Origin of the sequence: Vibrio viridaestus, assembly GCF_003856525.1 — a bacterium.
In the GTDB taxonomy this organism is placed as follows: domain Bacteria; phylum Pseudomonadota; class Gammaproteobacteria; order Enterobacterales; family Vibrionaceae; genus Vibrio; species Vibrio viridaestus.
In genome coordinates this window covers 286753-300476 of record NZ_RJVQ01000005.1, presented here as the reverse complement: position 1 = coordinate 300476, position 13724 = coordinate 286753, and the positions used below count along the sequence as shown (strand labels likewise).

17 protein-coding genes are annotated in these 13724 nt (G+C 40.4%); 15 read left to right on the top strand and 2 right to left on the bottom strand.

All coding sequences use genetic code 11. The features are described from left to right. Positions 1-55 precede the first annotated feature (55 nt). The 5 genes from EES38_RS13685 (at position 56) to EES38_RS13665 (ending at position 3200) form a co-directional block, all read left to right on the top strand. The gene (locus EES38_RS13685; RefSeq protein WP_124937769.1) at positions 56-1240 is read left to right on the top strand and encodes an MFS transporter; all 1185 of its coding nucleotides are present in this window, start codon (positions 56-58) and stop codon (positions 1238-1240) included. Between the two features lie 42 nt (positions 1241-1282). Next, positions 1283-1711, top strand: coding sequence for an OsmC family protein (locus EES38_RS13680; protein ID WP_124937768.1), 429 nt, complete (start codon positions 1283-1285; stop codon positions 1709-1711). A gap of 11 nt (positions 1712-1722) precedes the next feature. Then, positions 1723-2043, top strand: coding sequence for a thioredoxin (gene trxA, locus EES38_RS13675; protein ID WP_124937767.1), 321 nt, complete (start codon positions 1723-1725; stop codon positions 2041-2043). Positions 2044-2257: 214 nt separating this feature from the next. Then, positions 2258-2488 (top strand): thioredoxin family protein, encoded by a 231-nt coding sequence (locus EES38_RS13670; protein ID WP_341824552.1) that lies wholly within the window; start codon positions 2258-2260, stop codon positions 2486-2488. A gap of 124 nt (positions 2489-2612) precedes the next feature. Next, a complete protein-coding gene (locus EES38_RS13665) occupies positions 2613-3200 on the top strand; it encodes a TetR/AcrR family transcriptional regulator (RefSeq protein WP_124937766.1) in 588 nt (195 codons plus the stop codon). An 81-nt stretch (positions 3201-3281) separates the two neighbouring features. Here the strand turns inward: EES38_RS13665 and lpdA are convergent, their stop codons facing one another. Further along, entirely contained in the window at positions 3282-4676 is a 1395-nt protein-coding gene (lpdA, locus tag EES38_RS13660; protein WP_124937765.1) for a dihydrolipoyl dehydrogenase, read from the bottom strand. Between the two features lie 139 nt (positions 4677-4815). Between lpdA and EES38_RS13655 the strand changes: the two genes are divergently transcribed. Both EES38_RS13655 and EES38_RS13650 read left to right on the top strand, forming a co-directional pair. After that, on the top strand, positions 4816-5289 hold the full coding sequence (locus tag EES38_RS13655) for a DUF2938 family protein (protein ID WP_124937764.1): 474 nt from the start codon (positions 4816-4818) through the stop codon (positions 5287-5289). 92 nt (positions 5290-5381) lie between these two features. Further along, positions 5382-6008, top strand: coding sequence for an ArsR/SmtB family transcription factor (locus EES38_RS13650; protein WP_124937763.1), 627 nt, complete (start codon positions 5382-5384; stop codon positions 6006-6008). Positions 6009-6045: 37 nt separating this feature from the next. On the opposite strand, the gene EES38_RS13645 is transcribed toward EES38_RS13650, so the two are convergent. Further along, complete coding sequence (locus EES38_RS13645; protein WP_124937762.1) at positions 6046-6948, bottom strand: sugar phosphate isomerase/epimerase family protein; 903 nt, start codon at positions 6946-6948, stop codon at positions 6046-6048. Positions 6949-7317: 369 nt separating this feature from the next. Between EES38_RS13645 and EES38_RS13640 the strand changes: the two genes are divergently transcribed. From EES38_RS13640 to nhaC, 8 genes are all read left to right on the top strand, one after another. After that, entirely contained in the window at positions 7318-7587 is a 270-nt protein-coding gene (locus EES38_RS13640; RefSeq protein WP_124937761.1) for a DUF5062 family protein, read from the top strand. A gap of 105 nt (positions 7588-7692) precedes the next feature. Next, positions 7693-8190 carry a GNAT family N-acetyltransferase gene (locus tag EES38_RS13635; protein ID WP_124937760.1) on the top strand — a complete coding sequence of 166 codons (498 nt, stop codon included), beginning with the start codon at positions 7693-7695 and terminating at the stop codon, positions 8188-8190. A 266-nt stretch (positions 8191-8456) separates the two neighbouring features. Beyond that, positions 8457-8993, top strand: a complete 537-nt coding sequence (locus tag EES38_RS13630; RefSeq protein ID WP_124937759.1) for a GNAT family N-acetyltransferase — start codon at positions 8457-8459, stop codon at positions 8991-8993. A gap of 42 nt (positions 8994-9035) precedes the next feature. Continuing rightward, positions 9036-9500 carry a GNAT family N-acetyltransferase gene (locus EES38_RS13625; protein ID WP_124937758.1) on the top strand — a complete coding sequence of 155 codons (465 nt, stop codon included), beginning with the start codon at positions 9036-9038 and terminating at the stop codon, positions 9498-9500. Between the two features lie 205 nt (positions 9501-9705). Then, positions 9706-10242, top strand: coding sequence for a Crp/Fnr family transcriptional regulator (locus EES38_RS13620; protein WP_124937757.1), 537 nt, complete (start codon positions 9706-9708; stop codon positions 10240-10242). Positions 10243-10322: 80 nt separating this feature from the next. Continuing rightward, entirely contained in the window at positions 10323-11222 is a 900-nt protein-coding gene (locus EES38_RS13615) for an NAD(P)-dependent oxidoreductase (protein WP_124937756.1), read from the top strand. A gap of 326 nt (positions 11223-11548) precedes the next feature. Continuing rightward, positions 11549-11716, top strand: a complete 168-nt coding sequence (locus tag EES38_RS22175; RefSeq protein WP_166434272.1) for a hypothetical protein — start codon at positions 11549-11551, stop codon at positions 11714-11716. A gap of 420 nt (positions 11717-12136) precedes the next feature. Further along, positions 12137-13654, top strand: a complete 1518-nt coding sequence (gene nhaC / locus EES38_RS13610; protein ID WP_124937755.1) for a Na+/H+ antiporter NhaC — start codon at positions 12137-12139, stop codon at positions 13652-13654. The last annotated feature ends 70 nt before the right edge of the window (positions 13655-13724 follow it).

Genomic DNA, 13724 nt, shown 5'->3' with positions numbered 1-13724 from the left:
AAGGATTCCTTATTATTAAATTATGGAACAATCATTCTTTAATTTGAGGTTTTTTATGCCTGTTGCTTTATATGCGCTTGCCGCTGCTGCATTTGGTATTGGTATGGCAGAGTTTGTCGTTGTAGGAATTTTACCTAATATAGCTGGTGATATGGGGGTTGATATTCCCACTGCAGGACAACTTGTTTCCTATTATGCGTTGGGGGTAGCTGTGGCAGCACCAATTCTCACCGCACTTTCCAGTCAATTTGATCGTAGAAAATTAACGGTTGGCTTGATGCTCTTGTTTGCTTTAGCAAATCTTTTGACGACTCTTGCTCCTAGCTATTCATTACTTTTATTAGGTCGAGTGTTGGCTGGTGTCGTACAGGGCGTTTTCTACTCTATCGCAACTGTTATCGCTTCTGATCTGGTGGATAGAAATAAGTCTGGTAGAGCTATTGGGATTGTTTTTTCAGGTATGACAATAGCCATTGTGTCTGGTGTCCCTGCAGGTGCTTTTATCACAGAATGGCTTAACTGGAGAGCGGCTTTTGCTCTTATTAGTGTGTTGGGTTTTGCGAGTATGATTTCACTTTGGTTCTTACTACCTTCGAATCTAAAACGCCCGCAACCGGCCAGTGTTCTTAAGCAACTTTCAGTCATTGGCGTCCCTCGGATGTTGCTCGTATTTTTAATTACTGGAATTGGTTATGGTGGGTCGTTTATTGCCTACACCTACCTATCTGAGATTCTTGGAAAAATTACTGGATTCTCTTCATCAGCTATTGGAACCATCCTGATTTTTTACGGTATTGCGGTGGTATTTGGCAATACATATGCCGCTAAATGGGCAGATAAAAAAGGGCCTTTAAAAGCATCTGCTGGTATTTTTATCGCACTTGCATTAACGCTCCTTCTCTTTGGCTTCGCCGCGGCGAATAAATACTACGTTATACCGCTAGTAATGATCTGGGGAGCGGCGGCGTTTGGCAGTGTACCGGTTTTACAGTTGTATGTTGTACAGCAAGCAGAGAAACATTTCCCCCAAGCTATTGACGCCTCATCAAGTATGAATATCGCGGCTTTTAATCTTGGTATTGCTGTTGGGGCTTCAGTTGGCGGCGTGGTAGTGGCTAATTACGGTCTATTAGCAACGGCGCCAGCGGCGGCAGCTGTAGTAGCAATTAGCGTATTACTCATTGTTTATAGTGGTGTTTTAGAGTCAAAAGACGAAAAACGTTTAGCAACACAAAAGTAAATCATATTTCATTAGATATTAATAAACTAGTAAGGAGAAATTATGGATATTAAACTCGATCTGTCATGGGAAGGTGGGATGAAAGGCTCTGGTTTAATTGAGAGTGAGGGTCTTTCTACAAAAATAAGCATTCCTTCCGTTTATGGCGGTTTAGGTGAATACAGTAATCCGAAGGAACTTTATGTTGCTTCTACCGCAGCTTGCTTCCTTTCGACATTAACAGCAATTTCTGATGGTAAAAAACTCCCTATTGAGTCTTTAACAGTGGAAACTCAAGCACATGAAGAAGGAGATAATTTTACAATTCATCATGTCGCTAACGTTATTTTGTCAGCTGAATCAACAGAGAGTGATGCAGAAAATGCCAAGGCGTACACAGAAAAAGCGGACAAAATTTGTGTTGTTGGAAATTTGGCCCGAAAAGCAGGTGTTGAGGTAACAGCGGAAGCTGTTGTGTCTAAGGTCCAATAAGTCAGATTTCTATGCCAGTTTTAGCTGCTAACACTAAACGATTTAATCAGGTCATTAAACAAAAGCACGGAGTGGTACTATTTCGTTTTTGGGCGCAATGGTGTGCACCATGCAGAATGATGACAAAGGTCTTTCAACAAACTGAGAAAAAGCTCCATGGCAAAGCCGAGTTTTACGACGTCAATACCGATCGATATCAGGAATTGTCTGAGCGATGCCGAATTCGAAGTATTCCAACTATTTTGATTTATAAAAATGGTAAAGAAGTTCGAAGGGTCGATGGAGTAATGCTGACAGGCGATTTGGAAAAGTTAGTTGAAAAGCTGTTATAGCGACATGACATCCATTTAGTATCTGAGACTTAAACAGTTCTGCGGTTTAACAGAATACTAATTAGGGCTGTTGTGTCTTTATTATGGATTGATTGTTCCTTAATTTGGAGACATTACTGTGACAAACTCAGTATTAGCGTTGAATGAGTCAACCTTTGAAGAAAATGTAAATAGAGATATCACGTTTGCCGTTCGTCTTTGGGCTGATTAGTGTATGCCCTGCAAAATGATGGCCCCTATTTACCAGGCCCTTGCAGACAAAATTACCGATGAGTCGCTCGTTATGGCCGAGTTGAACGTAGATGAGCATCCCGTAATCGCCACAAAGCTTGGTGTAAGAAGTATTCCTACTGTTGTTGTCTTTAAGAATGGCAAAGAAGTGAATCGTTCTGCAGGAATGCTTCCATTGCCTGAACTTGAGGCAATCATATGTGGGAATGAATAGAAATACAGTGCCGGGGTAGTTGCTACCTCGGTAATTTATATATTTAGTTTTCCCGGACAGTTCTAATTGAGTTAGAATATTTTTGATAAATCGATATATTTAACGGCTTTTCAGAGGTATAGCTATGGCTAGGACAGGTCGTCCAAGAGAATTTAACCGAGACGATGCAGTAAAAAAAGCAATGAATCTGTTTTGGCAAAAAGGTTTCGAGGGTACCTCACTTGCTGATTTGCGAAAGACATTAAACCTTTCCGCTGCAAGCTTTTATGCAGCTTTTGGTTCCAAAAGTGTACTTTACGCAGAATGTCTGGATCTCTATACCAAAACGTGTGGTGAAACTCTCTCGGAGTTAGAGAATTATTCGGTAAGTGCAAAAACTGCTATCCAGAATATGCTTAAGAAAACTATTAATTTGCAAACATCATCGCAAACTCCCTCAGGCTGCATGGCCGTGCTCTCTGGGCTTAACTGTTGCGATGATAACAAGGAAGTTGAAGCTTTAGCGTTGTCTGTCAGAAAAAAGATTCGTTCCGCGCTTATTCAGTGTGTCGATAGAGGTTTTGAATCAAATGAGTGGAAGCATGGCGCCAGCGCTAATACTGTAATGATGATCATTGATACATTTATCAACGGTATTTCTATTCAAACTCGAGATGGAATCGCGCGAGAAGAGCTATTAGCCGCATGTGATTTACTCTTTGAGTCCCTTTAATTACCGTTCACTAACTCTATTTTAGCAATGCCCTATCCGCGATAGGGCATTCGTTTGGTTGTGCTGTCGTTTATTCACTTATTAATCATACAATTTGTAAATCGCATTTTTAAATATATCTTGAGCTGCTTCATGTACCCCTTCTGCAACGGTTGGGTGGCCATGGATGGTTTCAAGTATATCTTCTATTTTTGCGTTCATTTTCAGAGCCAAGGCTCCCTCATGAATCATGTCACTAGCTCTAGGGCCTAAGATATGAAGCCCGAGAACTTCTGATGAATCACCGTCAACGACGAATTTAACGTAACCCGTTTGTTGCCCTATCACCGTTTTCGCGTTGCCTGCCAAAGACGCGGTACCAACCTTAATATTGTCGAACATATGGCGAGCTTTTTCTTCAGATAAGCCAACGCAGGCAAATTCTGGTTTTGTATACACACAGGCCGGTACCGTCTTACCATCGAATTGTTCCTGATTTCCAGAGGTGATATTTTTTGCTGCTATCACAGCTTGCTCAAAACCAACATGAGCAAGCATAAAGCCACCGGTACAGTCACCAACTGCATAGATGTGTGGGATGTTAGTCTGCATAAAGCGATTGACTTTAATTGCCCCGCGTTCGAGCTCTATTCCTAAACTTTCGAGGTTTAAGTGGTTGGTATTAGGCTTACGTCCAACCGCCATCAGAATGGTCGATGCATCCAAAGCTTTACGGATACCATCTTGTTTAAAGTACACCATAGTATCTTCTTTATGTGATTCGAAGCTTTCAACAACAGCATTTAGGTAAATATCAATCCCTTCACTGCGCAGAATATCGGTAAGCTGCTGTGTTAATTCGTTATCCATATGCGGAAGCAGCTTATGGTAGGCTTCAATTATTGACACTTTAACGCCTAAGCGATTGAGCATTTGAGCAAATTCAACGCCGATTACACCGCCGCCAACAATAACGAGTTTTTTTGGTAGCTCAGTAAACGATAAAGCTTCATTACTTGTAATAACAGATGGAAGATCGGCGCCAGGGATGTTCAACATGAATGGCTCTGAACCTGTTGCCAATATCAAATTATCAAAATCAATGTATTCCTCGGAACCGTCAGAAAGGGTCACTTTAGCGCGATTTAATGAAATAAGTTCGGCCAGACCATAGACAACATCAACACCTTTCTTTTCTACGAGTGACGATACTCCAGAAGTAATATTATCAATGATTTCATTTTTTCTTCTTTGTAATCCCTGCAGATCGACAAACGCGTTCTCAACGTGTAATCCGATTTGCTCGCAATGCTTTAATTCATCATAGAGTTCAGTGGTGTGAAGTAGAGTTTTTGTTGGTATACAGCCTTGGTGAAGACAGGTTCCACCCAGTTTGTACTTTTCAATAACAATGGCTTTTTTGCCATATTCGACTGCCTTTATTGCTGCAACATGTCCCGCGGGCCCACCACCAATTACGAGTAAATCAGTTTTCATAGTTCTCTCCAATTTGATAAACTAATATTCTAACGATTATTTGAATATAGTATTCATTAGAAGAGATAGTCAAACCATGACGCACGTCAATTATGTGCGATTATTTGGATGACTCATAAAAAAGAAAGTGAGTGAGTTTATGAACGATATTATAAAGTTTTGTATCTTTGTGGGCATCGGTTCGACGCTAGTGCTCGACGTGTGGGTTATGTTGGTTCAAAAAGTGACAGGAATACCACCAACAAATTGGTCTGTTGTTGGGCGCTGGTTAAAAGGTCTGCCTAAAGGTTCGTTAGTCTTGGGCGATGCTTCGAATTTAAATCAAAGTGACAAAGTGATTGGCTGGATTTTTCATTACATTATTGGTATCGCCTATGCAGTATTGCTCATTCTGTATGCTGGAACAGGCTTTATAGATAATCCTCAATGGGAAGCCGTAATCGTTATTGGTTTAGTTGTGAGCACGCTCGCTGGACTACTGATATTGATGCCCGGTTTAGGGGCGGGTGTATTGGGTCGTAAACTGCCTAATCAGATGCTTATGATTCTTTATTTAATCATCGCTCACGCCGTGTTTGCAGTGGGACAATACGTATTCTCTGCGTTTTACTAGAATATTGCTCATTGTGGTGAAATTCTTAGTAAATATGGTTATTATTTACGACTATATCCACTGTTGTATAACGTTATTGTTCGGAGCCTTGTTTGATCGCTACTTATTCCTATGAAAATGCTTCAGATCTCTTAAAAGCACTAGCACATGAAAATAGACTGAAAATTATCGAATTACTCAGTTTTGGTGAGTGCTGTGTTGAAGATTTGGCGTATGTAATGGGGGCGAGCGTCAAATTGATTTCTGCTCATCTTCGAGTAATGAGAACCAGTGGGGTATTAGCTACCCGAAAAGAAGGTGTCAGAGTCTACTACCGATTGGCGAATAGTGATGTTCTTGAACTCTACAATCACGTAAAAGAGATCACCCAAGCTTCATCTGGAGTGACGTCAATTGTGAACGGTGGAGAGCATTCACTTACTCTCAAGCAATTTTTAGCTGTATTTGATGGTGCATTACTTATTGATGTTCGTTCTGAGAAAGATTTCAGTAAAGGACACATTCCAGGAGCATTAAATGTGCCCGTCGAAGAATTGTACGTTTGGAGTCAAAGTTATTCCAATGATGATGATAAGCTGATCGTTGTGTACTGTGAGAATGTTTACTGTATTCAAGCCATAGATGCTGTTCAGCTTCTACTAGAGAAAAAATACAAAGTAAAAGTATATCCGAATGGTCTCCAGGAATGGCAAAACGCGGGTTATGATGTAGAGCTATAATTTTGAGAAAGGGCGAGCATGGCTCACCCTTTGTCATTTACTTGAGGAGTTCACGCTCAATACGTTCTCTTGCTTCCACAGCTTGGATCGCCATCTTCTCAGGGAACCCGAAGTAAGAGACACAAGAAATTGCATCGCCACCAACCTTGAAGGATTTGTTGGCAAAATTCATTTCTCTCAGTGCAGCAAAAATACCATCAAAATCGACATCTCCTTCTCCCATAGCCAAGTGTTGGTGCACTGTGACATCGGCTGAGCCACGACCATTTAGCCACGGTGGGTTTAAAATATATCTGGTATCAAGCGTTTGATTAAACGTATCTGCAAAAAGAACATGTGACAGTTCATCCCCTGCGTATTCAAGCATGCTTTTGACGTCGCCTTTCCCTTCATCATAGAAAAATCCATGTGCAGCAGAATACACGTATTTTAAATTTTCTGAGCGGAAAGATTTTACTAAGTCACATGTCTCGTTATTGAGTTCACAAAAGTCGTATGGATGCGATTGAATTTCTACACGGATCCCTTCTTTTTCAAAAAGAGGTAAAAGTTCTTCCATTGAGCGGAACCACATACCGTTGCAGATTTCCTGCTGATTTGGATCGCCAGATAGCTCAGTATTGATAACTTGAACATCCATATCCACCGCTATCTGGATGAGTTTTTTCCAGTTTGCAACGGCATGTAATCGTTGTTCTTCTGTTGGGCCAGACCAACGATAAACACAAATAAACGATGAGATATCTACACCCGCCTGTCTCAACGCCTTTTTGTATTCTGCTTCGCACTCCCGTGAGAAGAGGGGATGTTTATAAAAAGGATTAATCCTTGGGTGAGGTGACTGCTCAATGTATTTATATCCCCAGTCCGCAACTTGGTGAACCATATCGGTAATGCTCATCTGTTTCGCGAGCACATCGACATCAAATGCTATCTTCATAAATCTCTCCTGGCAGTTTGCCAACAATGAATTGGTGTTGTTTCACGAATAAATCCCTTAATGGAAATATTCTAAAGATTATTAGAATAATACTTTGCATTGTATCTGATTCTAAATATGAAGAAATGATCAATGTCACAGAGGTTTAATGCAGCTTACGACTAAATAGCCATGAAGAATCATAATTTAAGCTTAGCTGGGCGTTACTCAAATGCACCAGAGGGGACGTTCGGATATGGCGTATGACAAAGTCTATTTATCGTACAAATTGCCTTTAATTCCCATTTTGACGAATTATCCGTTGTACGATTCTGTTTTCTATCTATAAAGTAAGTAAACAATCTTATCCAATTCGAGGGTAGTTTCACTATGTCTAAAACGATAAAAATCAAAAATGAAGAGAAATTGGTCAAGAAAGCGCTAGAAGTCGGGATAAAATTAGCGAAAATGCAAGGGTTTGATATACCAAGCAATTCGCAAGCGGTACAAGCGAAAGCGGTATATTTATTTTTGGTAGAAGCCAAACAAATCACTCCATTACCAGCCGACAAACTCGATGGTGCGAGTATCAAGAAGAGGTTAGCTATTTGGATAAATAATGCCTTACCGGAAGGCGATCCGTTAAAGGAAATGGCTTAACTTTTCAATACCGATTCTTTGTTTCAGAGGCTCTTCAAATTGATTGCATATAAGTAGTATTTCTTTGCCAAACTTCAGTGATGCCACAAGAGGAATACTACTTAGTTGGCAACTCAAACCTCATGTACTGCTGAATCTAAAGGGAACTTTGTGGAAATTGAAGTTGAGAAATCGAATTCAATAGAGTTAGCGTCAGAACTAACAAGATCGAATATGCGTCTGTACTATCAGGCAAGAAATATCATCTGGGATCAGAGAAAATACGAAGAAAATTGGTCTCAGTTTGAGAATTTTGATGTGAAATATCAGCGGGCGTGGATCGGCATAATTAGATTTTCGAGTGATGAAAAAGCTCTTTATATCCGAGATATTCAAATTTCACCAAAATACCAAAATCTTGATATTGGTTACTCATGTTTAAGCTATGCGCTAGAGAAAGCTAAGTTATGCTCGTTAAGTCGACTTAGACTACTCGTTTTTAGTGAAAATCCAGCTTTAAGTCTCTACAAGACATTTGGTTTTCAAGATTTAGGCGAATCTGATGGTTTGATTAAAATGGAAATGTTTGTCAAAGCCAGTACTGAGTCAAGTAATCCGTTATAACTCTCTTTTGCCCCATTGTGTTTCAGAGGAAATGTTTATACATATCCTGTTAATCCGATTTTCCCCTAGCAAGATTTATCTGAAACAAAATGAGCTCGGCATCATTAAGACTATCTTTCATCAAGAAATTTAATACCCTTGTAATTTTTTTGACCTAATGATGAACAATCGAAGCACGGAAAAGAAGGCAGCATCATAATGGAATATAAATCGCCGTCTAATCGACCAAAACTGTTAAATGCTCATTCAAATCAATAAGGAAAGTCATGCAGTTAGAATCAGAAAGTTACTATTTACGTTCATTGGATATTGATGATTGCGAACTATTTTACAACTGGTCTCGTGACCGTGAAGTTACTTTATATAGCTTATCTTCATACGTATACCCGCAATCTAAATCTGACATACATAAGTGGCTCTCAACGATTAATTCATGCACGAAAAATGTGTCGTTTGGCATATGTTGCAAACAAAATGACCAACTTATTGGTTACGCTGGAGTATCAGATATAAGCACGTTAAATCGTAGTGGTGAATTCTTTCTTCTTATTGGTGAGAAAGAATTCTGGGGGAAAGGTGTTGGTACATTAATAACAAAACTAGTCACAGACTACGCTATACGAACGCTTGGTTTACACAGAGTGGAACTTACCGCTAGTGCTCTGAATTTTGGTGCGATAAAGGCCTATGAAAATGCAGGCTATCAACATGAGGGTGTAATGCGCCAGTCAGGTTTCCGTAATGGTCAGTTTGTCGATAAAGTATTAATGTCTGTGCTTTCTACAGATTGGGAAGCTAGTTAGGTTAGTGACAACTAGCTTCTCAATTCAGTGAAGGAAATTGAAATGGAATTAACTCTTCTAGCTGATAATCCGCAAGACTGTGAAATTATCGCAACGTGGTATTTCAATGAATGGGGATATCTAAATAAAGAAGCTTCAGAAAGCCTAATTCTTGAAAAGGTGAGAGAAAAGTCCTTATCTAGGGATGAAATTCCGTTAGCCATAACTGCTAGAATAGAAGGACAAGTCGTCGGTGTTGTAGAATTGAAGTACCATGAAAACATGGCATATCCTGATTATGAACACTGGCTTGGTAGCGTTTTTGTGACTCCTCATCATAGGAATAGTGGTATTGCCTACCAACTAGTATTATCTGCTAAGAGCAAAGCGAAAGAACTAGGAATTTCACGTCTATATCTCCAGTGTAAAGAAAGCATTGTTCCGTTGTATGAGAGCCATGGTTTTAAGGTTATTCACAGTGAGAAGGGTGATGACACAGAAACATATATCATGGTGGTACGTATCTAAACTCGATATAGGAAAAGTTCAGTTGTAGCTTGAATCTGCCCCTTTCCGTGTTGAGACCACATACGGACCTCGTATGATAGTTATCATTTTGACTAAATTATTCTCATGTATACATGAAGACAAAACCGTCCTTAAAGACGGCAACGTTTACAATGTGGTAGCCTAAATCCTTCATAGTTTTCTTCTACTTTTAGTGAGCCATGTAATGACTGCTTCAATCATCTCAAGGTTTCCGAGTCTTATTCGAGTCGGACATGTTCATCATTTTAAAAAGAAAGAGACGTTGCTCAATGAAGGCGATATCTGCGATTCGGTCTATATTATCGAGAAGGGCTGCGTCAGATCTTGGTTTAATGGTGATGGTCATGATGTGACTTTTCAGTTCTTCTTTGAAGGGGATATAGTCACTTCTTTCGAAAGCCTTAAGCGCAACCTCCCTGCTTTGTACAATATTGAAACTATTACAGAGGCTCGTTTACGCGTTATGTCTAAGAATGAGCTAGTTCAATTACTCGATAACGATAGCAGCATAAAACAGGCGGTTGATGACTACATTGCAGAGCGTTTGTACCATTACCAAGCACTATTCATCTCTCGAATAAAGAATAATCCACAGCAAAGATATGGAGAGCTACTCAACCTTCAACCCGATATCTTTGATAAAGTTCCTCATCACTACGTAGCGACATACTTAGGTATGACACCTGTGTCGTTAAGTCGAATCAAAGCAAAAAATAAGTGATCCGTTAACAATTGTTAAGGCTGTAAATCTGTCTATCGATAAAGTGTTCCCAACTTATGGCAATAAAAGGTGAACACAGCATGAATACAAAAAATCTGAAAGTAGGTTTTATCGGTCTTGGTAAAATGGGTTCGGGTATCTGTGAAAATATTCAAAAAGCGGGATACCAATTAGCGGTTTACAACAGAACGATATCGAAGACTCAGCCGTTTCAGGCGCGAGGTGCAATGGTCGCTCACAGTATCAAAGAACTCGTTGAGCAATCCGATATCATTTTTACCAGCTTGTTAGATGACAATTCCATTATTGAACTATCTATTGCTAAAGATGGCATTCTTGATTCGATGACAACGGGGAAAATCCATGTTGGATTAACGACAATTCAACCCTCAACAGCAGACCATCTAAAATCAGAGCATGAAAAACGTGGTTGCCAATATATAGCAGCCCCTGTTGTTGGGCGTCCTGATGCAGCGACGGCGGGTAAGCTTATTACCTTCCTTGCAGGCGAATCGTTAGCTATAGAAGCCGCTCAACCGATAATAGAGTCGTACACAGTGAAACAAGTACCTGTTGGCAACACCGCTAGCTCAGCTAATGGAATGAAAATATGTGTGAATTATATGGCTATGGCGCAACTCGCAATGCTGGGTGAAGTCTTTACATTTGCAGAGAAAAGTCAGCTAGATAAAAGACAAGTATTGGCTGTTGCTCAGATGTTTTTTGCAGGAAATGAAGCCATGAGTTCTTATGCTGAAAAAATCGCGGCTAGAGATTTTGATACGGTTGGCTTCGATCTTACAGCGGGTTTAAAAGACGCACTAATATTTGAAACTGCGTTCACTGCTTGTGGCGTAAAACCGTCAGCAATTATTGGAGCTAAAGACAACTTAGTAGCAGCAAATGCAAATGGACTTGGGCAAAAAGACTGGAGCGCATTGACTGAGATATCTCGCCAACTCGCGGGACTAACTGATTAATGTGTATACCTTAACTACGTTAGCGCAGTCCGTCAAACTAGTTGTTCTACATTCGCACTTAGAACAGTTATCGCTCTTGTATAGAATGTCGGTTTTCGGATTAAGCACCTTTAATCAAAGTGGGTAACCCTCTTCATTTCAAATCGAAGTGTCAGATCTAGTCGTAACTAATACAAGTTAGGTCTTACGTATCATTTGCCGTACTTATGCTAATCCCAACCACCAGAGCTAGAGCAAAGCCTCTAGCTCACTTTTGTCCACTTACGAGTTACAACATAAGCCTTCGTCTTTATGGTCAGGAATTGTTTAGTTGGAGAATGAAATTAATGAGATCCAATTTCTTCGACTATTGCTTTAATTCGCATGTAGCTGCCGCATTTGCTTTTGGTGAGGCAGATCGTTTATGTCGTAAACCTATGGGATATGGGCTAGGCCATGGTGACCAGGTTGGATTTGCGGTAGTTAACTCTAATCAAATAGAGGATACATTATAGGAACCAGTCCTCGTTCGTATTAATGACACATCAATAATTTAATCTTATATCTTTCAGTCATCCGATAAAAAGGCGTGGCTGAAAGGTTTTTAGCCAGATCTATATTTATCCACAGTATTTATCCCATCTATATTGCTAAATTTTGCTTTTAGTCAATCGCGACATCCAAAGACGCATAATGACGTAAATGAAACCTATTTAATATTGTCTGTGTAGTAGATTGAACCACGAGGCCCTGATTTACGTAGCATCTCTTTGGTAGTTTTACTAACGATGTTGGGTCGGATACTAAGTTGATTTCTTTCGTAAGGTAATGATTTTAATAGCTACCATGCGTTTCAATGGTAGTTGTATTTCATTGACTCACTCTGTTTATTTTCTTTCTGGAAAGTGGTTAAACATATATTGCAAGGAGGCATTATGTCTACTCCCCATTCTGATATTTCTGAGGCTGAGATAGAACGACCCAGTTTATTTTTAGCTGTGTTACCTATTCTATTTACACTCGTATTATTAGGCATTCAGTTGTTCTATTTTGATGATTTCACGCCTCATACGCCGATAGCGGTTGGTCTGGTTTTTACCTGCGTTATTGCGTGGTTTCGAGGATATCGTTGGAAGCAACTTGAACAAGGACTATTTCATGTGATTAAGGTGGCGATTCCGGTCACATTAATCATCATGATTATAGGGATGATCATCGGTATTTGGATTGCCAGTGGGACGGTTCCGATGATGATCTATTATGGTTTCAAGGTTCTGACTCCTCAGATATTTCTCGCTGCTGCTATGGTGTTATGTTCAGTTATCTCTGTGTCTTTAGGAACGTCATGGACGACTACAGCCACCGTGGGCTTAGCGCTAATGGGGGTGGGAGATGGGTTTGGTATCCCTATGTACTGGACGGCAGGTGCTGTTGTTTCAGGTGCGTTTTTTGGCGATAAGATTTCACCTCTGTCCGATACAACCAATCTTGCCCCGGCGGTAACGGGTACAAATCTGTTTGCGCACATCCGAAATATGCTTCCAACGACAATACCTTCAATGGTAATTGCGTTCTGTGTTTATCTTTTTGTTGGATTCAATCTTATCAATGACCAGAATGTCGATTTAGTGAAAATTCAGGCGTTAAGTGAGTCATTAGAGAACCATTTCAACTTTAACCTGATTGTTCTCGCACCGGTGTTCATTGTACTTTTTCTCGCTTTAAAAAAGATGCCCGCTATACCGACACTGATGTTCTCTGTTCTGGTAAGTATGTTGATTGCGATTTTAGTTCAAGGTGCCAGTTTTCATGATGCGATGAGCTATTTGCAAAGTGGATTTAGTGTCGATACTGGCAACAGTAATGCGAATGCACTGCTTAATCGTGGTGGTATACAGTCTATGACCTGGATCCTAACTCTTATCCTTATTACGTTAGGGTTCGGCGGAGTACTAGAAAAAACGCGCTGCTTAGAAACCATTGTTCTGGCTGTTTTAGGAAGAGTTCGCTCTATCTTTGGTTTGCAGGTGGCGTCGACTTGCACCGCTCTCGGAACGAATTTAGTCGCAGGCGATCCTTATTTATCGATAGCATTACCAGGTCGTATGTACAGCCAGGCTTACCGTGGGATGGGGTATTCGACTTTGTGTCTATCTCGCTCAGTAGAAGAGGGAGGTACACTGCTGTCGCCTCTGATACCTTGGAATGCGGGTGGGGCATTTGTAATCCATGCGCTGGGATTAGGCATCGCGGCAGGACATACCGAAAACTTGCTCTACATTGTCTGCAGTATTGCTTGTTGGCTATCGCCTATACTGGGCTTTGTCTATGCGGCGTTGGGTAAGTTTGTTCCTAAGGCAACAGATGAAGAGCGCAAGCAATGGAAAGACAATGGAGAAATAGTATTAAAATCTGAAAAGCCTAGTATTCTTACCTCTGCTGTCTCAAACTAGGTTCAAAAGTATTTCTAGGTATATTTCTTAATGTAGCTAAAGTGCTCCAAGAACTTTCATCAAGGAGCAC